At 67.8% G+C, this 18,579-nt stretch carries 18 protein-coding genes; 15 read left to right on the forward strand and 3 right to left on the reverse strand.

What is annotated here, in order from left to right; genetic code table 11:
* Positions 1 to 347 precede the first annotated feature (347 nt).
* The 4 genes from ACFV8T_RS02860 (at position 348) to ACFV8T_RS02875 (ending at position 6,199) form a co-directional block, all read left to right on the forward strand.
* The gene (locus ACFV8T_RS02860; protein WP_385323791.1) at positions 348 to 1,244 is read left to right on the forward strand and encodes an FAD binding domain-containing protein; all 897 of its coding nucleotides are present in this window, start codon (positions 348 to 350) and stop codon (positions 1,242 to 1,244) included.
* Positions 1,241 to 3,262, forward strand: coding sequence for a 2Fe-2S iron-sulfur cluster-binding protein (locus ACFV8T_RS02865; RefSeq protein WP_385323793.1), 2,022 nt, complete (start codon positions 1,241 to 1,243; stop codon positions 3,260 to 3,262). The genes ACFV8T_RS02860 and ACFV8T_RS02865 overlap by 4 nt, the downstream gene beginning before the upstream one ends.
* Positions 3,259 to 5,595, forward strand: coding sequence for a xanthine dehydrogenase family protein molybdopterin-binding subunit (locus ACFV8T_RS02870; RefSeq protein WP_385323796.1), 2,337 nt, complete (start codon positions 3,259 to 3,261; stop codon positions 5,593 to 5,595). The genes ACFV8T_RS02865 and ACFV8T_RS02870 overlap by 4 nt, the downstream gene beginning before the upstream one ends.
* A 121-nt stretch (positions 5,596 to 5,716) precedes the next feature.
* Positions 5,717 to 6,199 (forward strand): hypothetical protein, encoded by a 483-nt coding sequence (locus ACFV8T_RS02875; protein ID WP_385323797.1) that lies wholly within the window; start codon positions 5,717 to 5,719, stop codon positions 6,197 to 6,199.
* Positions 6,200 to 6,492: 293 nt separating this feature from the next.
* Here ACFV8T_RS02875 and ACFV8T_RS02880 read toward each other — a convergent pair whose 3' ends face one another.
* Positions 6,493 to 6,795, reverse strand: coding sequence for a hypothetical protein (locus ACFV8T_RS02880; RefSeq protein ID WP_385323800.1), 303 nt, complete (start codon positions 6,793 to 6,795; stop codon positions 6,493 to 6,495).
* Between the two features lie 910 nt (positions 6,796 to 7,705).
* Between ACFV8T_RS02880 and mycP the strand changes: the two genes are divergently transcribed.
* The 6 genes from mycP (at position 7,706) to ACFV8T_RS02910 (ending at position 13,637) form a co-directional block, all read left to right on the forward strand.
* Complete coding sequence (mycP, locus tag ACFV8T_RS02885) at positions 7,706 to 9,100, forward strand: type VII secretion-associated serine protease mycosin (RefSeq protein ID WP_385323802.1); 1,395 nt, start codon at positions 7,706 to 7,708, stop codon at positions 9,098 to 9,100.
* Between the two features lie 224 nt (positions 9,101 to 9,324).
* Positions 9,325 to 9,720: a hypothetical protein gene (locus ACFV8T_RS02890; protein ID WP_385323805.1), complete on the forward strand. Its 396-nt coding sequence runs from the start codon at positions 9,325 to 9,327 to the stop codon at positions 9,718 to 9,720.
* 3 nt (positions 9,721 to 9,723) lie between these two features.
* The gene (locus ACFV8T_RS02895) at positions 9,724 to 11,445 is read left to right on the forward strand and encodes an alpha/beta hydrolase (RefSeq protein WP_385323808.1); all 1,722 of its coding nucleotides are present in this window, start codon (positions 9,724 to 9,726) and stop codon (positions 11,443 to 11,445) included.
* Between the two features lie 5 nt (positions 11,446 to 11,450).
* Positions 11,451 to 12,068, forward strand: coding sequence for a hypothetical protein (locus ACFV8T_RS02900; protein ID WP_385323810.1), 618 nt, complete (start codon positions 11,451 to 11,453; stop codon positions 12,066 to 12,068).
* 112 nt (positions 12,069 to 12,180) lie between these two features.
* Complete coding sequence (locus ACFV8T_RS02905; protein ID WP_385323813.1) at positions 12,181 to 12,684, forward strand: alpha/beta hydrolase; 504 nt, start codon at positions 12,181 to 12,183, stop codon at positions 12,682 to 12,684.
* Positions 12,685 to 12,719: 35 nt separating this feature from the next.
* Positions 12,720 to 13,637 (forward strand): hypothetical protein, encoded by a 918-nt coding sequence (locus ACFV8T_RS02910; RefSeq protein WP_385323815.1) that lies wholly within the window; start codon positions 12,720 to 12,722, stop codon positions 13,635 to 13,637.
* 412 nt (positions 13,638 to 14,049) lie between these two features.
* Here the strand turns inward: ACFV8T_RS02910 and ACFV8T_RS02915 are convergent, their stop codons facing one another.
* Positions 14,050 to 14,454 (reverse strand): hypothetical protein, encoded by a 405-nt coding sequence (locus tag ACFV8T_RS02915; RefSeq protein ID WP_385323818.1) that lies wholly within the window; start codon positions 14,452 to 14,454, stop codon positions 14,050 to 14,052.
* Between the two features lie 123 nt (positions 14,455 to 14,577).
* Between ACFV8T_RS02915 and ACFV8T_RS02920 the strand changes: the two genes are divergently transcribed.
* The 4 genes from ACFV8T_RS02920 to ACFV8T_RS02935 all read left to right on the forward strand — a co-directional run bounded on the left by ACFV8T_RS02920 (position 14,578) and on the right by ACFV8T_RS02935 (position 17,041).
* Positions 14,578 to 15,354 carry a Scr1 family TA system antitoxin-like transcriptional regulator gene (locus ACFV8T_RS02920; RefSeq protein WP_385323820.1) on the forward strand — a complete coding sequence of 259 codons (777 nt, stop codon included), beginning with the start codon at positions 14,578 to 14,580 and terminating at the stop codon, positions 15,352 to 15,354.
* On the forward strand, positions 15,351 to 15,599 hold the full coding sequence (locus ACFV8T_RS02925; RefSeq protein ID WP_385323822.1) for a DUF397 domain-containing protein: 249 nt from the start codon (positions 15,351 to 15,353) through the stop codon (positions 15,597 to 15,599). Before ACFV8T_RS02920 ends, ACFV8T_RS02925 begins: the two co-directional genes overlap by 4 nt.
* 222 nt (positions 15,600 to 15,821) lie before the next feature.
* Positions 15,822 to 16,427, forward strand: coding sequence for an AAA family ATPase (locus ACFV8T_RS02930; protein WP_385323825.1), 606 nt, complete (start codon positions 15,822 to 15,824; stop codon positions 16,425 to 16,427).
* A 98-nt stretch (positions 16,428 to 16,525) separates the two neighbouring features.
* Complete coding sequence (locus tag ACFV8T_RS02935; protein WP_266418623.1) at positions 16,526 to 17,041, forward strand: DUF1269 domain-containing protein; 516 nt, start codon at positions 16,526 to 16,528, stop codon at positions 17,039 to 17,041.
* Between the two features lie 196 nt (positions 17,042 to 17,237).
* Here ACFV8T_RS02935 and ACFV8T_RS02940 read toward each other — a convergent pair whose 3' ends face one another.
* A complete protein-coding gene (locus ACFV8T_RS02940; protein ID WP_385323828.1) occupies positions 17,238 to 17,513 on the reverse strand; it encodes a hypothetical protein in 276 nt (91 codons plus the stop codon).
* A gap of 621 nt (positions 17,514 to 18,134) precedes the next feature.
* Here ACFV8T_RS02940 and ACFV8T_RS02945 point away from each other — a divergent pair.
* Positions 18,135 to 18,569, forward strand: coding sequence for a hypothetical protein (locus ACFV8T_RS02945; RefSeq protein ID WP_385323831.1), 435 nt, complete (start codon positions 18,135 to 18,137; stop codon positions 18,567 to 18,569).
* Positions 18,570 to 18,579: the final 10 nt, after the last annotated feature.

The following is an 18,579-nucleotide window of genomic DNA, read 5'->3' on the forward strand; positions in this document are numbered from 1 at the left end:
CGGACTCCGGCCGGCGCACCCCGAAGCGGGCGTGCCGGCCGGCAGTTTTTTGTCCGGAACTCGCCCTGCCGGAACTCGCCCTGCCGGAACGGAACACCGCAACGGCCACCGCAACGGAACAATCGACGGCAAGGCGTGGCGAAGAGTCACAATTCACACTCCGCGCCGAAGCGGACCGAAGCAGGCCGAAACGGGAACATTCCCCTGATCAGGGATGGATGCGCCCTTCGCGGACCCTCGCGTCGGTCCGATCCGAAGATGTGCCAGAGTTGCCACGTCCAGGCTTTGAGCACGTACCGTACGGCGAAACAGCCGGACAGCCGGGACACCGGGAAGGGGCAGCTGGGTTGACCACGCACGCACCGCAGGCGACGCAGTCCGTGACGCTGCCGGCCTCGCTCGACGAGGCCGTGGCGGCGCTCGGCGCCATGCCCGCCGCCGTTCCCGTGGCAGGCGGTACAGACCTGATGTCGGCCGTCAACAAGGGGCTGCTGCGCCCCTCCGGCCTGGTCGGCCTCGGCCGGATCAGCGAGCTGCGCGGCTGGCACTACCAGGACGGCCACGCCCTGCTCGGCGCCGGACTCACCCACGCACGCATGGGGCGGCCCGACTTCGCCGCCCTCATCCCCGCGCTGGCCGCCTCGGCACGCGCCGCGGGCCCGCCCCAGATCCGTAACGCCGGAACGCTCGGCGGCAACATCGCCACCGCGGCCCCGACCGGCGACGCCCTGCCGGTGCTCGCCGCGCTGGAGGCCGAGCTGGTCATCGCGGGTCCGGGCGGCGCCCGCCGCGAGATTCCGGTCTCGCACCTGCTGGCCGGCCGCGACATGCTCGAACCCGCCGAACTCATCGGCTTCGTCCGGGTCCCGCTGCTGCACGCCCCCCAGGTCTTCCTGAAGGCCACCGGCCGCACCGGTCCCGGCCGGGCCACCGCATCCGTCGCGATCGTCCTGGACCCGGCCCGGCGCGGGGTGCGCTGCGCGGTGGGCGCCATCGCGCCGATGCCGCTGCGGCCGCTGGAGGCCGAGCGCTGGATCGCCTCACTGATCGACTGGGACGGCGAACGGGGCCTGGCTCCCGACGCGCTGGCCGCCTTCGGCGAGTACGTCGCCGCGGCCTGCATCCCGGACCAGGTACCGCCCGCCGACGGGGGAGAGGCGCCACCGCTGCCCCCCGCCGTACTGCATCTGCGGCGGACCGTCGCCGCGCTGGCCCGACGCGCGCTGGGGAGGGCACTGTCGTGAGCAACGAGGACCACAACGAACAGCACGGGCAGCAGGAGCACCTGCAGCACGGGAGCTGGCAGCCGACGCCGCAGGGCGGCGAGTACGACGCCGAGGCGACCGCCTTCGTCCACCTGCCGCCGGAGGACCTGGCGAACATCCCGCTGGCCGCGCCCGGCCAGGGCTACGTACCGCCGATGATCCTGCCGCTGACACCGGCGGCCGGGCTCGACCCGTCGGCCACGGGCAGCTGGGTCGTGCAGACGCAGAGCCAGCAGGAGCGCGGCACGGCAGCGGAGCAGCCGGCACCCGGGACGGTGCACTGGCCGGACCCGAACCAGCAGCAGGGCCCGTACGACTACGGGTACGAGTACCAGCAGTCCCCTGATGGGCCTCAGGCCCCTCAGGCCCCTCACGATCCGTTCTCGCAGGAGCAGTACCGGGAGACGTCGGCGGCCACGGGCCAGTGGAACTTCACCGAGTCCACGGAGTTCGGCGTCCACACCGGTCAGGCCGGTCAGGCCGGTCAGGCCGGTCAGGCAGGTCAGGACGGTCAGGCCGGTCAGGCAGGTCAGGACGGTCAGGCCGACCACGTGGGTCACGTGGGGCACGTGGGGCACGTGGGCCAAGCCGACCAGGCTGACCACGCCGGTCACACCGGCCACGCCAGCCACTCCAACCATGATGGCCACACCGGCCACTCCAACCATGATGGCCACACCGGTCAGTGGACGATCCCGGTCGCCGACGGTGATCTCCCGGAGGAGTCCGGCGAGTTCGCCGCCTCGGCCCTGGCTGCCCAGTGGTACGGGGACCGCACTCCGCCGGCCACGCTGCCGGGCGGGGCGCCCGCACCGTGGGCGACGCAGCAGCCCACCGCGGAGCCCGGTCCTGAGCCCGAGCTCGTGGTGGAACCGGCGCCCCCGGCCGATATCGAGCCGGAGCACGCGCCGGGAGCCGAATTCGAGCAGGCCCCCGAGGCGGCACGGGTCCCCGAAGCAGCACCGGAGACGGAGCCCGTCGAGGACGGCTCCGTATCCGTCCCCGGAGCGGACCTCGCGCAGGGGACGGCCCCCGCCATCGCCCCCGGCACCGCCCCGGCCACCGCCGCGGGCGAGGCTCCCTCCGAGCATCCGGCGGAGGCCGCGCCCGAGCCGTACCCGGCCGCACAGCCACCGGAGACGGCCCTCGACGAGTCGCACGAAGTCGCCGCCGACACCGCCGCCGACACCGCCACCGAGTTCCCGGAATCCGGGCCGCCCGACACCGGCACCCCGGAATCCCAACCGTCAGACTCCCGACCGGCCGAGTCCCAGCCGCCAGATTTCCCGCCGGTCGAACCCGAGCCGGTCGAACCCGAGCCGGTCGAAGCCGGGCGGGCCGATTCCGAGCAGGCCGATTCCGAGCAGGCCGATACCGGGCTGCTCGGCGCCCCCAGCGATCACCCCGCCGCCTCCTACGTCCTGCATGTGAACGGCGCCGACCGCCCCGTCACCGACGCCTGGATCGGCGAGTCGCTCCTCTACGTGCTCCGTGAGCGCCTCGGCCTCGCCGGTGCCAAGGACGGCTGCTCGCAGGGCGAGTGCGGCGCGTGCAACGTCCAGGTGGACGGCCGGCTGGTCGCCTCCTGCCTGGTCCCCGCGGCGACCGCGGCCGGCAGCGAGGTCCGTACGGTCGAGGGCCTCGCCGTGGACGGCGAGCCGTCCGACGTCCAGCGCGCCCTGGCCAAGTGCGGCGCCGTCCAGTGCGGCTTCTGCATCCCCGGCATGGCCATGACCGTCCACGATCTGCTGGAGGGCAACCACGCCCCCAGCGAGTTGGAGACGCGCCAGGCGCTCTGTGGGAACCTCTGCCGCTGTTCCGGCTACCGCGGCGTCCTCGACGCCGTCAACGAGGTCGTCGCAGGCCGCGAGGCGACCACCGACCCCGCCTCGTCGGACTCCACGTCCCCGGAGCCCGACGAGGCCCGCATCCCGCACCAGGCGGCCCCCGGCGCCGGTAGCGTCCAGTCGCACCCGCAGGACGGAGGCATGGCGTGAGCAACGACGCAGCCACCGCTGCCAACGCGACCAGCACACGGATCACCACCCCGGCGACCGAAGGCCCCGAGACCGAGCCGCCCGCACTCGGCCTGGGCGTCTCGCTGCCGCCCGCCGACGCGCGCGCCAAGACCGAGGGCACCTTCCCGTACGCCGCCGACCTCTGGGCCGAGGGCCTGCTCTGGGCGGCGGTCCTCCGCTCCCCGCACCCGCACGCCCGCATCCTGTCCATCGACACCTCGGCCGCCGTCGAGATGACGGGGGTACGGGCCGTCATCACGCACGAGGACATCCCGGGGGAGGGCTCGTACGGCCGCAGAGTCGTCGACCGCCCGGTCTTCGCCTCCGACCTGGTCCGCCACCACGGCGAGCCGATCGCCGCGGTCGCCGCCGACCATCCCGACACGGCCAGGCTCGCCGCCGCGGCCATCGCCGTCGAGTACGAGGTCCTCGAACCGGTCACCGACCCGGAGAAGGCCTTCGCCGCCGAACCGCTGCACCCCGACGGCAATCTGATCCGCCACATCCCGCTGCGCTACGGGGACCCGGACGCCACCGGCGAGGTCGTCGTCGAGGGCCTGTACCGCATCGGCCGTCAGGACCCGGCCCCGATCGGTGCCGAGGCCGGACTCGCCGTGCCCCGTCCCGACGGCGGGGTGGAGATCTACACCGCCTCCACCGACCCGCACACCGACCGCGATCTCGCCGCCGCCTGCTTCGGTCTCGAACCGGACCGGGTGAAGGTCGTCGTCACGGGTGTCCCCGGCGCGACCGGCGACCGCGAGGAACCCGGCTTCCAGCTTCCGCTCGGCCTGCTCGCCCTGCGCACCGGCTGCCCGGTCAAACTGGCCGCCACCCGCGAGGAGTCCTTCCTCGGCCACTCCCACCGCCACCCGACGCTGCTGCGCTACCGCCACCACGCGGACGCCGACGGGCGGCTGGTGAAGGTCGAGGCGCAGATCCTCCTCGACGCGGGCGCGTACGCCGACTCGTCGTCCGAGTCGCTGGCCGCGGCGGTCGCGTTCGCCTGCGGCCCGTACGTCGTCCCGCACGCGTTCATCGAGGGCTGGGCGGTCCGTACGAACAACCCGCCCTCGGGCCATGTGCGCGGCGAGGGCGCGATGCAGGTCTGCGCGGCGTACGAGGGCCAGATGGACAAGCTGGCCGCCAAGCTCGGCATCGACCCGGCCGAACTGCGCCTGCGCAACGCCCTGTCCACCGGCGACATCCTGCCCACCGGCCAGACGGTGACCTGCCCCGCACCTGTCTCCGAACTCCTCACCTCCGTACGGGACTTCCCCCTCCCCGCCCTCCCCAAGGACGCCCCGGAGGACGACTGGCTGCTGCCCGGCGGCCCCGAGGGCGCGGGCGAACCCGGTGCGGTGCGCCGAGGGGTCGGCTACGCGCTCGGCATGGTCCACATGCTCGGCGCGGAGGGCGCCGACGAGGTCTCCACGGCCACGGTCAGGGTCCACGACGGCATCGCCACGGTCATCTGCGCGGCGGTCGAGACGGGCCAGGGTTTCTCGACCCTCGCCCGCCAGGTCGTCCAGGAGACCCTGGGCATCGAAGAGGTCCACGTGGCGTCCGTCGACACCGACCAGCCCCCGGCGGGTCCGGCGACGCACGGCCGCCACACCTGGGTGTCGGCCGGGGCGGTGGAACGCGCCGCCAAGATGGTCCGCACCCAGCTCCTCCAGCCCCTGGCCCACAAGTTCGGCATGTCCACGGAGCTGCTGCAGATCGCCGACGGCAAGATCACCTCGTACGACGGTGTGCTGTCCACGACGGTCACGGAAGCGATGGACGGCAAGGAACTCTGGGCCACCGCCCAGTGCCGCCCCCATCCGACCGAACCCCTCGACGAATCCGGCCAGGGCGACGCCTTCGTCGGCCTCGCCTTCTGCGCGATCCGCGCGGTGGTGGACGTCGACATCGAACTCGGCTCCGTCCGGGTCGTGGAGATGGCGATTGCCCAGGACGTCGGCCGGATCCTCAACCCGTCCCAGCTGACGACCCGTATCGAGGCCGGCATCACCCAGGGCATCGGCGCCGCCCTCACCGAGAACCTCCGCAGCGCCCGCGGCCTGATCCGCCACCCCGACCTCACCGGCTACGCGCTCCCGACCGCCCTGGACGCACCCGAAATTCGCATCGTCAAACTCATCGAGGAGCGCGACGTGGTGGCCCCCTTCGGCGCCAAGCCCGCCTCGGCGATCCCCGTGGTGACGTCCCCGGCCGCAGTGGCCGCAGCCGTACGCGCAGCCACCGGCCGCCCGATAAACCGCCTCCCCATCAGACCCCAGGCGGCGGTGGCGGCCCCCAACTCCTGAGCCCCGCACGGATGGCGTGATCCGGGTTGCAGGTGCAACCCGGAGGTGCACCGTGTCACCCCTGCTGGCTAAGGTGAACCCCGAAGCGAAAAAAGGCTGTTGCCAATCGGGGGAGGGCACTGTGGGCCAGAGCGATCCGGGGGCGGAATCACAGGCGTACCCATGGGACGTCATCGGTGCCGTAGGAGCAGCCGGGGCGATCTCCCCGGGCGCCGCGAGCGAACTGTTCACCGAACTCTCGTCGTTCACGAAGTTCCGCGACCGCATCGACGGACTCCTCCACGACCTCAAGGCCTCTCCGGCTGGCCCTGGGAAGGTCGGCGAGGACACGATGGGGCGGGAGAAGTTCGGCGGGGGCAAGAAGGGGTGGGTGGAGGCCGAAACCCTCCACGGCTCGTACTCCAAGGTCATCAAGGAGCTGGAGGAGCTGTCCCAGCTGCTGTCCGACTCCATCGAGGGCATGAGTATCGCTGTCCTCGGAGCCCACAAGGGCTACGAGAACGTCGACTTGGATGTCCGAGATCGCATGCGCGCGATCCGGGGCAGCATGAATGCCCACCACAAGGCCGAGCAGAAGCACACGTCCGGTGGCGCTGACTTCTGACACCGACGTTGATGTGCTCTGCAGGCGGATGACGGGGACGGGGAGAGGGACGGCGTCATGGGTACGGATTTCGACAAAAAGACGCACGAAGAGATGCTGGAGTGGCTGGACCACGCCAGCAGCGGCGAGATCCAGGCCGCGGCGGATCGTCTCGTGGGAGCGGCTTCCGAGATCCGCAAGATCGCTGAGGACCTGAAGGTCCGCCCGCAGTGGGTGGAGTGGAAGGGCAAAGGGGCTGATGCATTCCGCACGTGGAGTGCGGATCTGGCCAATGCGACGCTGCGCCTCGGGGACTACAGCGAGGGCGTCTCCAAGTGGCTCAGCGAGGCGTCGAACGCGGTCGCGTCGGCGCAGGCGTCGATTCCCCGGACGGAGGCGGGTGCGCAGGCGAACCTGGAGGCGGCTCTCGCGGCACGGAACGATCCGGATACTTCGGCGGTTGCGAAGAAGTCCGCGGAGACGTTGATCGAGTCCGGAAAGAAGAACCGCGAAGAGGCGGCCGCGCAGATGCGGAGGCTGTCGCAGACGTACGCCTTCTCGTCGTCGCAGATGACTTCTCTGGAGAAGCCGGTGTTTCCGGCGATGCCGGAGTCCATGGCGCCGTACGCAACCCAGAAGCATGCAGGGGAAGAGGGCGGGCATGTCGGACCTGGATCTCCTGCCAGTGGTACGGCGCACGTCTTCGGACCAGGGCGCAGCGCTGAAGCACCAGTTGACGTGACCTCGCCCGTCAGGAGTGTGGGCATCTCCCCCCACACAGCGTCGCCCTCCGCCTCGAGACCGGTTGGCATGGGGATCGACGGGGTGGCCATGCTGCCGGAAACTCTGCCTCCGCCAGTCGCGAATCCAGTAGTGCCGCCAACCGGGCCAAGGCCTGACAGCCTTCCCTCGCTGACGCCGGCCATCATTCCGCCAGCTCCCAACATCAGCCCCTCCGCGCCACGCAGCACAAGTGGAGGAGGCAGGGCGACAGGTCTGCCACGTCCGTCAGTGTCTGCTCCGGGGGCGACTCCGCTGGGCCCCGGGCCGGTGGGTCGTGCCCCCGGGCCCAACGGGATCACCGGTGGCCGCGTTGTACCCCCAGGACCAGGGCGCTCTACTGTTGGCATTCCTCGTGGAACGGTCATCGGCAGCGAGAACACCCACGGCACAGCGCCCATGGGGCGCGCCCCAGGCATGGGCGGCGGCGTCGGTCCCGGAGTCTCTCCAAATGCAGGCGGCAGCGGTCGCCGACTGGCCGGGGAGGCGGGTGGCGTGGTTGGTGGTCGCCAACAGCAGGGCCACGGGACCACGCGCCCGTTCACTGCCGGAGGATCCGGCTTGGTGAGGGGCGGAGCCTCAAAAGGCTCGATGCGTAAAGGCTCTGGGGCGCACACGACAGGGCGAGATGAGAAAGGTGACCGGCCGGACTATCTGGTCGAAGACGATGAGACCTGGCAGCAAGGCAGTCGACGCGTTGTCCCGCCGGTCATCGACTGATCGACAACTAACTCACTAAGGACTCGGATGCGCATCAGGAACAGGGGACTCACACGGCGGCGAACGATGGTGTCGGCCGCACTGGGCCTACTCCTGATGGGTGGCTCTGCTGGGCCCGCCTTTGCCGACTCCACGCGTTCCATGCAGTGGCATCTCGATGCCATGAAAGCCGACGAGATATGGAAGACGAGTACGGGAAAGGGTGTCGTCGTTGCTGTGATCGACAGCGGTGTGGACCCGGAGAATCCCGATCTTTTGGGCCAGGTTCTCAAAGGAAAGGACCTGGCGCAGAATGCCCGAGGTGACGAGCATACAGACAATGACGGTCACGGCACTAGCATGGCAGGATTGATTGCAGGAACGGGGCAGAGCAACGGAGGAAATGGGGCCTTCGGGCTTGCGCCGGGATCCAAGATTCTCCCAATTCGCATGCCTGAACCTGGAGCCGGAGCTAATCAGGCAGAAGCTGACGAGCAATTCAACATGGCCGCCCCTGTGGCGATTCGGTATGCGGTTGAGCGCGGTGCAAAGGTCATCAATATTTCACTGGGCGCACAGGCGGGTTCACAGGCGCTCACAGATGCGGTGAAGTATGCACTCGACAAGGGATCGTTGATCTTTGCGGCGGCAGGTAACAGCGGTGAGGGGGCCAACCTGATCGAATATCCGGTTGGTACGCCTGGGGTCGTCGGCGTTGGCGCCCTCGGCCGCGACGCGAGGAAGACTGACGAGTCTCAGTACGGTCCGCAGATCGATTTCACGGCCCCTGGAATCAACATGGTCCACCCTTGCACAGGCGGAACACAGTTGTGCAAGACGAGCGGAACCAGCGACGCCACCGCCATTGCGTCCGCCTCTGCCGCCCTCATCTGGTCCAAGCATCCTGACTGGACCAACAACCAGGTCCTCCGCGTCATGCTGAACACAGCCGGCAAGCCGAAGAGTGGCGCGAAGCGTGACGACTACGTCGGATACGGTGCGGTCCGCCCCCGCATCGCCCTGAAGACCCCGGGCGACCCCGGCCCGCCCGACGTATACCCGCTCCCCGACCTCGCGGCGGCCGAAAGCCCGAGCCCCAGTCCTTCCGTCAAGCCCTCCAAGGCGACCGGGGGTTCAGCGGACGCCAACAAGCAGGGCGCAGCAGCCCCCGCTTCCGATGGCAGCAGCGGGAACACTGGTCTCTGGATCGGACTAGGCATTGGCGTGATCGCGCTAATCGGTGTAATCGCCGGTGTCTTGGTCGTTCGCTCTCGTCGGCGCTCCGATACCGCAGCCGCGTTGCCTGCGGCTACGTACGATCTTCCGAATCCCAACCCGCACCAGCCGACCACGCCACCTTACTTCGGGGCGCCTTCCACACTCCCTCCTGGATCCAACTCACCGCATGGCGGCCCTCCATATGGCGGGGAGCCGGGGCGCTGATTCCATGCGGAAATTCTTGCTGTTCCCGTGAGCCTTCAGTCGGCAGATGAGATTTGGCAGCAGGGCGGTCGACGGATCGACTGAGAATAGCGATCGTCCTTGGTTCAGGTATCCCATGGATCTCGGGATGGTTCCCTGCCCTCCTTGGCCCTGAGTACGCATACTCAGGGCCAAGGAGGACCCTGTGGTTAGCCTACGGATGTTCAAATTCTGAGGGGGTATGTATGTCCACACCGATCGGCGGCGGAACGCAGGGGTTCTGGATCGAACCAGGCGAGGTACGGAAAGCGGGTGACGCTGCACACAAGGTTGCCCAGGACATACCGGAAGACATCAAGGCTCTGTTCGTACCGACAGACGCGGCGGTCGCCGGGCTGGCCGGTTTTCAGTCCGCTCGAGCGATCGATGACTGTCTGGAAGCATGGACGAAGGCACTTCGTTCTTTGGCGGGGATGGTGGGGGGCGCTGCGGATGCGGTGAGCAACTCCAGTAAGGGCTTCGCCCGAGAGGACCAGGAACGTCGCAATTCGTTCCTTGGCCTCAGCCCCTACACTCAGGGTTCCCCTGGCCCCTATGCTCCTGGACTCACGGTGCCACCGCTGGCGAACGGAGGAAGCTGACGCATGCGAGTCTCGGAACTCCGTGACGCCAAGCCGCTTCTGCTGACCGACGCCGGCGATGCCTGGGACAAGCTCGCAGAGCGCTTCACTACTCACGCAGGTGATTTCGGCAAGTATCTGCACCGGCCTATCTCGCAGGAAGGGATCTGGGGTGGGGTGGCTGCCGAGTCCGCCGCCGATCGGCTCGCCCGGATGCAGCGTGACCTGAACGTTGCCAAGCAAGAACTCGATGGTGTGGGTACCGTGCTGAGGGCCTGCGGTGAGGAGCTCGCCGCCCAACAGGGCCGGCTCAGGGAAGCCGTTGCAGACGCCACGGAGGCTGGTTACAAGGTCGCCGACGATGGTGCGGTCACCGCCCCGACTATCGACACCAGCCACCTGGCGCCGGGCGACGTGGCGATGATGAATCGTGACCACGTGGCTCACGCCCAGGAATACGCCGACCGAATTGGCGATGCCCTAGGTGCGGCGCAGGCAGCCGACAAGGAATACGCGGCGGCGATCAAGCTCTTCACTGATGCCGCCAAACGGTGCGCCAAAGGTGACTGGAGCGCTGGCCTGCTGGAGTTGGCGACCGCGAATGGACTCAACAGTGAGCTGTTGTCCGAGCTCGGAATGCCGCAAGAGAAGGCCTCACCCGAGGCCGTGCAGAAATGGTGGGCGGGGCTCTCCCCCAGCCTGCAGGCCGAGCTGATCCACGACTACCCGCAGCAGATTGGGAACCGCGACGGGATTCCAGCAGTTGACCGCGACAAGGCCAATCGGACTTACCTGCCACTGCTGTTGAGCAGCTTGGAGGCTGACTATGCCGGGGCGGTCGGGGACGAGGAGGCAGCACTTAAAGACAAGATCGATGGTGTGAAAGGCATCCAGCAGCAACTGGACCGGGGCCGGGAGCCCCGCCCGTATCTCCTCGGCATTGGCTCGGAAGGCAACGGCCGTGCCATCGTGTCGTTCGGCAATCCGGACACCTCGAAGAACGTCTCTGCGTATGTGCCGGGCCTGAACACTAAGCTGAGCGAACATTTTGCGTCATCGGACGTGGACCGGGCCAGGAACGTGGCACACGCCGCGAACAAGATGTACCCGGATACCACGACTGCCTCTATCGTCTGGCTCGGCTACGACGCACCCCAGTTGGATGGCCTCAAGTGGTCGGCTACCGACGTGATGCGGGAGGGCGATGCCAAGGCCGGCGCCCCTGCCTACGACAGCTTCTTGAGCGGTATTCGGGCCACCCATGAATCCGGCTCACCGCATGTGACGGCCATCGGGCACTCATACGGATCTTTGACCGTGGGTCAGGCCACCCAGCAACCTGGCGGAATCCCAGCCGACGACGTGGTCCTTGTCGGCAGCCCGGGCGTCGGCGTCGACAAGGCTTCCGACCTCGGGGTGGGGGCCAGCCACGTCTATGTCGGAGCGGCGGAGAACGATCAGGTAACCAACCTGCCCACGTCCAATCCTCTGGAGTACGTCGCTCCGGGGAGCGAGTACGGTCCTAAGAAGAACTGGTTTGGCACAGACCCCGCCGACAACCATTTCGGAGGCCATCACTTCAGCGTGGCCCCCGGTAGGGACACAGGCCTCGCTGGGCTCGCGACCGGAGACTTGCCTGCACATTCGATCTACTTCGACCCGGTCGAAGGCGGCGATTCTCTGAACAACATCGCAAGCGTCGTGGCTGGCCACGGTGACAAGATCCAGACTGCGGCACCGAGGTGACGGGTGTGTTCGGACGGGCATGGCTGGTGGGCTGCGCGCTCATGGTTGCGGCGCTCGCCGCCTGTGGGGCCGGCGATGGGCAAAATGGCACAGAGGGTCAGGGAAAGAAGAAACAGAAGGCACCCACGATGGACATGCAGCAGGCTGGGCAGCGCTCGGAAACGATTCTCGACGGCACGCTGGCGGCCATCCGTCCGCCTGTGAAATGGGCCTACGGTGCACCCGTGGAAGCGGCGTGCAGCACCGGTCTCAACGAGCCGACCGGCACCACTACCGTCACTCGCAGCAGGAACATCCTCACCGTGGTCTCCGAGCAGCGGCGCGGCAATCTGTTGGGACTCGTCCAGCGATATTGGGAGCGGCAGGGCTTCCGGATCGTCGACGTCAACTCCGACAAGGACATGCCACGGATCCGGGCCAGGGATGCTGAGGGATTCACCGTCTCCCTGGACGTCGGCAGCATCGGCAACGTCTCCGTCAGCGCGGGGCTCAGTTGTGCCGTGAACTCCGCGATGACCTATCCGACGGGGACGCCCGGACACCCCGGCGGGCCGAAGGCGGAGGAGTTGAGGCCGCGGGAGCGTTCTGACTTCTGGTCTTCCAGCGAGCCGTTCCGGCAGTAGGCGGGGAGAACGGCGGACGACGATGTGATGGTGCCTGCGTGCGGAGAAGGAGAAGGAGAACAAGCTGAGGCCGCCACGGGCCAAGGCCTGGGGCCGGGTCGGCCGGACGCTGGTGGTCCGGGTACGGGGCCGGGGTTCCGGACGCGTCTCCAAGGCTGAGGAGCCGCTGGGCAACTTCCTGCAGGGCGTTGAGGAGGCCAACAGCTATGGGTCCTTGGTGGCAGGCCAGACGATGAGCACCCACATAGACCTGCCGGTCGACAACGCGATCATGGTGGGTAGTCCGGGCGTGGGCGTGGAGCACGCGAAGGACCTGAACATCCCGGCGGACCATGTCTTCGCGGCCACGGCCAAGAATGACCTCATCAATCTCGCCCCGCCCCCGGCAGGCCCCCTGGCTCCCCTCAATCCGAAGGCTTACATGGAGCTTTTCGACGATCACTCGATCGTTCACGGAACCGACCCGGTCTCCGACGATTTCGGCGGCGTGGTCTTCAACGTTCCCGATGGGAGGGTTCCGGGCTCTGGCGGCGACATGATGCCCGCGCACTCCCAGTACTGGGACGAGAAGCCCCTCAACAAGATGGCAAAGATCGTTACCGGAGGACAGCCGTGAATCTACGGAGGGCATTCCCAGCTGCTGTACTGCTGGTGGCCCTGACGGCCGTGGCAACCGCGTGCGGGACACAGCAAGACGGCGGAGAAACACCGAAGCAGGTCACGATGAATGAGCAGCAAGCGATCGACCGGGCAGAAGAGATTATTCACCAGGCCGTGGACGACATGTCGCCCAAGCCGACACTGGAGCGCACGGGCCCCGAGACCATTGGCCCCTGCATTGCCAGAGACGACCACGGCCCTGACGACCGACTGCAGGTCACCCTGTTCTACAAGCTGACTGGGGTTCCGGGGGCCGAGGCCAGGAACCTCGTGCTGCAGGCGCGGGATGCCTGGCTGAAGCAGGGCTACAAGTACAACTCGTCGGACAAGGAGGATATGTCCGGCCCCTTCCCTTGGGTCAGCATGCGTACGGAGCCCGATGACTTCTGGATGGAAGGCATCACCGGAGTCCTGGACCGCACCAAGGGCGAGGGCCTTGCCACCCTTAAGGTGAGGTCGCCCTGCTTCCTCCCGCCGGGGAAGTCCTCGGCGTCGACCGCGGCCGACCCAGCCGCACTGGAGGAGCCGCAGGCCGACGATCCCGCTCGGCATCGAGCCCTCGGCCACTCCAGCCGAATCTACGACGCCCTGCGGGTCGGGTCGGCGCCCACGCAGCCCGGGGAAGGTCTCGGCACGGTCCAGGACGAGTCCGGGACCTCGGTCCATCACACCTGGTCGACCGAGCCACTACCAGAGGACGAGATGGTACGGGCCCTGGTACGTGCGCAGGCGTACTTCCAGAGCGCGGGATGGAGCGTGCGCCACGTGCCGACGCGTGAGGGCACCCCTGCCGCTGTCGCCCGCCACCCTGAAGAGGGCACGATCGCGCAGGTCGCAGCCTCGACCACCGGCGCGGTGCGCGTCGCGGTTACGACGCCCGTCAACGGTCCGGCGTCCGCGGACGCATGACAGCCGGCCCCACGTGCCGTCGGCACGAGATCCTGGCGCGATCCCATCTGGCTCGTTTACCGAGGTGATACGCGCGGTGCCTGCAGGGATGCGGACCACCCGGGCCCTGCGCCAGGCGGCGGGGGCGTGGTCTGCGACGGCCCCCGTGCCGCCGTGCACGCCGGCGGCGACCTCCGTCCGAGCCGGCCGATCGTGCAGCACTGCGTCGAGGACTACGCCGCGACGGCCACAGCACCGCAGGGGGATTCCCCGCGTACGCGTGAAGATGCAGAGAGTGATGGTTTCGTCGCTGTGCTGTGCGACGTTATTTCCCGCCATGTGAATGGGACTTCGCTTCATCAGATGAGTCGGAGCGCGCTGGCCGGTGGTTCGTCGGCGGTACGTCCACCGTTCACGTCGCGCGATATTCCCCCTACCCATCCGAGGTCAACTGCGCCATCACCAGCCCGTACAGCAGTTCCACGTCCACGAACTCCCCTTCTCGCGGCGCCCCGCACCGCCAGCTCAGCGGGTACGTGTTGCCGTCCGGTGCGGGGATGCCCACGTACTGGTCCCGGGCAGCCGGCCCGAAGCACCTGGCGCCCGGCGGCCAGTCGTACTCCTTGCTCGACCCGGGCGGGATCAGGAAGTACGTCCACCGGGCGCCCGCGATCTCCCGTACGACCGGGCCCGGTTCGCCTTCGGTGAGCGTTCCGAGGTGCTGCAGTACGGCCTCGCCCCGTACGCCCCGCAGCCGGATGGCGTCGAAGTGGATGCCGGTCAGGTGGAGTTGGTGTCCGGCGGCGGGTACCCATTCGGGGAGTTTCTTGCTCGTCATGACTCCAAGGATTCGGGTGGCTGCGTAGCGTGACCAGGAGGGCGCGGTCCACATCGACGGGATGTGGTGAGGGTGGTGGTGACTGTGGGGACAAGTAGTGCGCCGTCGCAGGTGCGGCGGCTCGTGGGCGAACTGATCCGTATCCATCGGGTGCGGGCCGGGCTCACGCAGAAGGATGCGGCGGACAAGCTGTTGATCTCGGAGTCGCTGATGGGGGCGGTCGAGCGGGCGGAGCGCATTCCGTCGCTGGAGCTGCTGGCCGACGCGGACCGGGTCTTCGTCGCGGGCGGTGCGCTGAAGGCGTGCATCGAGCTGATCGACGAGGAGAAGTACCCGGCGAAGTTCCTGGACTGGGCGCGGTTGGAACGGCAGGCGCGGGTCATCAACGCGTACGAGACGATGCTGATCCCGGGGCTGCTCCAGACGGAGGCGTACGCGCACGCCCTGTACCGGGCACGCAAACCCGCGTACACCGAGGACGAGATCGTCCGGCACGTCGAGGCGCGGCTGGAACGGCAGGCAGTGCTGATGCGCACGCCTCCGCCGTACGTCGGGTTCGTCATCGAGGAATCGATCCTGGAGCGGACGCTGGGCGGCGCGGAGGTACTTAAGGAGCAGTTGCTGCATCTGCTGGAGTGCATGCGGCGGATGAACCACCTCACGGTGCAGGTGATGCCCTCGGATCAGCACACGCACGCGGGGTTGAACGGGCCCATGCAGTTGATGTGTACGGCGGAAGGTCGCAATCTGGTCTTCGCGGAGAGCCAGGGCGGCGATAGGTTGATCTCCAAACCGGAGCAGGTGGGCGATACGTTCGACCTCTTCGGCATCCTGCGGGCCCAGGCGCTCAACCCCTGGAAGTCGGCGGAGATCATCGAAACGAAGGCGAGGCAACTGTGACCACCGGTCCCGAGCTCTCCTGGTTCAAGTCCAGCTACAGCAACAACGAGGGCGGCGCCTGCATCGAAGTCGCCTACGACTGGCGCAAGTCCAGCTACAGCAACAACGAGGGCGAGGCCTGCGTCGAGGTCGCCACCTGCCCCCACACCGTCCACGTCCGTGACTCCAAGGTCACCGACGGCCCCACCTTCGCCGTCGCCACGGCCGCCTGGACCGCCTTCCTGGCGGGTGCCGTCGCGGGCTGATCGCGGGCCTGTTTCGAGCCGCTGATCCCGGCAGCGGGCATGCCTGCCTGCGTCTGCCTGACTTGACGCGGATGGCACGGGACGAGGCGTACCGGAATCAGCTGCCGGTGCATATCTGCGGCCGGCTTGTGTGGAGAAGCTGGAGGTCGCCGCCCCACCACGGAGTCCAGCGGCGCCGACTGCTGTCGGCCCGAACGACCTTCCAAGCCTCAGGAGAGAGCGATGAAGAACGATGCGGTGATTCCTGCACACGGCCAACGGGATCCGAACAGTGATGAGCCCGGTCCCGCGGTCGTCCTCATTACCGGTGTGATGGCGTCTGGGAAGTCCACCGTTGCCCAGGCCCTTGCCGAGCGGTTGCCGCGGGCCGTTCATGTGCGGGGGGACGTTTTCCGGCGGATGGTGGTGTCGGGGCGGGCCGAGATGGTGCCGGGGGCGTACGAGGAGGCTGCTGCGCAGCTCCGGCTCCGGTACCGGTTGTCCGCGATGACGGCCGATACGTACGCGGGTGAGGGCTGGACCGCGGTGGTGCAGGACGTGGTGCTGGGGGAGGAGTTGGCCGGGTATGTCGGTCTCGTGCGGACCCAGCCGTTGTACGTCGTCGTGCTCGCCCCCGAGCCGCGGGCCGTTGCCGAGCGGGAGGCCGGGCGGGGCAAGAGCGGTTACGGGGCCGGGTGGACGGTCGAGGCGTTGGACCGGGTGCTGCGGGAGGAGACGCCGCGGATCGGGCTCTGGCTGGACACGACCGGGCAGACCGTGGAGCAGTCGGTGGACGCGGTCCTCGCGGAGCTCGGTCGGGCGCGGGTGGTGGGAGCGGCGGAGAGCTGAAGCGGCTGGAGGGTCGGTACATTTGGACCTAATGTCTTATTTAACAACAGTTCCTCTATGGTTGGTGCGGTAAAGCACCACGAGGAGGAGTCAGCCGCATGAGCAATCTGTTCGTCATCGCCTACGACGATCTCGCCACCGCCGACCAGGTCCGGGACAAGCTGCTGTCCATGAACCGCGAGCACCTCGTCGAGCTGGAGGACGTCGTCGTCGTAGAGCGGCGTGAGAAGGACGGCAAGATCAAGCTGCATCAGGCCGTCAACCACGTGGGTACCGGTGCCGCGGGCGGTGCGCTGTGGGGGAGCGTCATCGGGCTGCTCTTCCTCGTGCCGTTCCTCGGTGCCGCGGTGGGTGCCGCGGCCGGCGCCGCCGGAGGGTCCGTCGTCGACACCGGTGTCAACGACGACTTCATGAAGGAGCTGAGCGCCAATCTCCGGCCGGGCGCCGCCGCCGTCTTCGTGCTCGTCAGGAAGTCCGCCCGCGACAAGGTCGTCCCCGAGATCGTCAAGTTCGGCGGTCAGCTCGTCCAGACCTCGCTCAGCAAGGAGGACGAGGCACACCTGCGGGAAATGGTGAAGGAAGCGCTCAAGGAAGAGACGACGATCGCCTCCTGATCTCCGGACCGTACGAGAGAAGGCGACTGCCCGCGCCGTGCGCAGGGTGGTCGCCTTTCGTATGTGGGGACCCGGTGCAGATCAGGGTTCCCCGCGAAAGTACCCCGTCCTTGTCGAACTCGGCGAATACCCAGGACCGACACATCCGCCGACGGGCGCATCCACCCCACCTGCCACGATCGCGGCGGCACCCCGGCTACTCCTCGTCCTCCTCGTTGCAGTCGTCCAGCACGTCGGAGAGGTGCTGGACGATGGGGTTGGCCAGCACGTCTTTGGTGCGGAACAGTCCGTGCACGGCGCTCACCGGACAGATGGCCTCCTCCATGTCCTCTCCGGGCGCTTCCACGCAGGGGTCGTCGATGACCCCTGACGGATCCGCCTCCCCGAACAGGGATGGCGGTTCGGCGCCGTTCACGGCGAACGGCTCGAACTTCCACACCGTCCTTTGAGTGCGGCAAACCACTTCCCCCATGTACCAACATGCCCCTTGAAAGAATGCGTCGCGTCGCACGGTGAGGGTTTCCGTGTCGCTGTCGTACTGGCTGTGGATGAGGTCTTGCAGTGCGTCCAGGGACTGGAGGGAGAAGTCCCATGTTTCGGGTGTGCTGGTGGACTCGGCCCAGTGCTCGAAGCTCTGGGCGCGTTCGGTCAGCCAGGCCGGCAGGTCGAGGTGGGTCTGCGGGTCGACGCGTGGACTGTGCGATCAGCCATCCCGTCCACCGTGGAGAGCCTCTCGGGCAGTAGGAGCGAACTGTCCCACCTGTCAGCCCGGTTGAACGCCGCTCCTCAACAACCCGAACCGCCTACGCTTTTCCTGCCGGGCCACTCCGGTTACAACTTGCCTACGACTGGGGATGGTCGGGGCGCACTTCGACCTGCGGAGGGGCTCTCACTTCGAGGGTATCGGCGGCCCTGGTGGGGTGCGGCGAGGAGCCAACGAACGGTAGACATGACTGCCCTTGGTTTCCATTTTATTCGGTTTCGCGAGAAAAGTGAGCACCTCTCGGGGCGCATCGGCTGAAACTGAGCGGCTAGCGTGAGCGCCGGTGAGAATGGCTTCGACGGCATCCAGGGATGAGTGACGGGGGAATTCGTGACGTTCGACGCAGAGTGGGCGGCGCTTCGCGCGGAGTCGACGCAACGGGTCGATATGCGGCTCAACGGGGTTGAGGGCGGCACTGGTGGCCAAGCCGGTCCCGCCAACGCGGATCTGGCGGTCAATCAAGACCACTTGGGTGCCATTGGGCATGATGCATACGGTTTGCGTACCCGGCTCTCCAGAGAGGGTGACCACGCTCGGCCCTCGACCTTCGACGCGGCGATCGCGCTCACCAATGGGAACTTTTCGAGTGGGTCTGCGCTGTTGAAGGTCCATGATCGGTGGAACACTCACCTGAAGACCCTTCTCGATGCCTGTGCGCAGATCTCGAACCATCTCGACTACACCAAGTCCGCCCATGCAAAGGACGATGTGCAGATCGGCGGCGACCTGATTTCTGTCTCCAAGCTCAACGAATACCTGAAGTAGTACGTGGGGG

The sequence above is a fragment of the Streptomyces sp. NPDC059832 genome, assembly GCF_042731715.1.
Classification (GTDB): domain Bacteria; phylum Actinomycetota; class Actinomycetes; order Streptomycetales; family Streptomycetaceae; genus Streptomyces.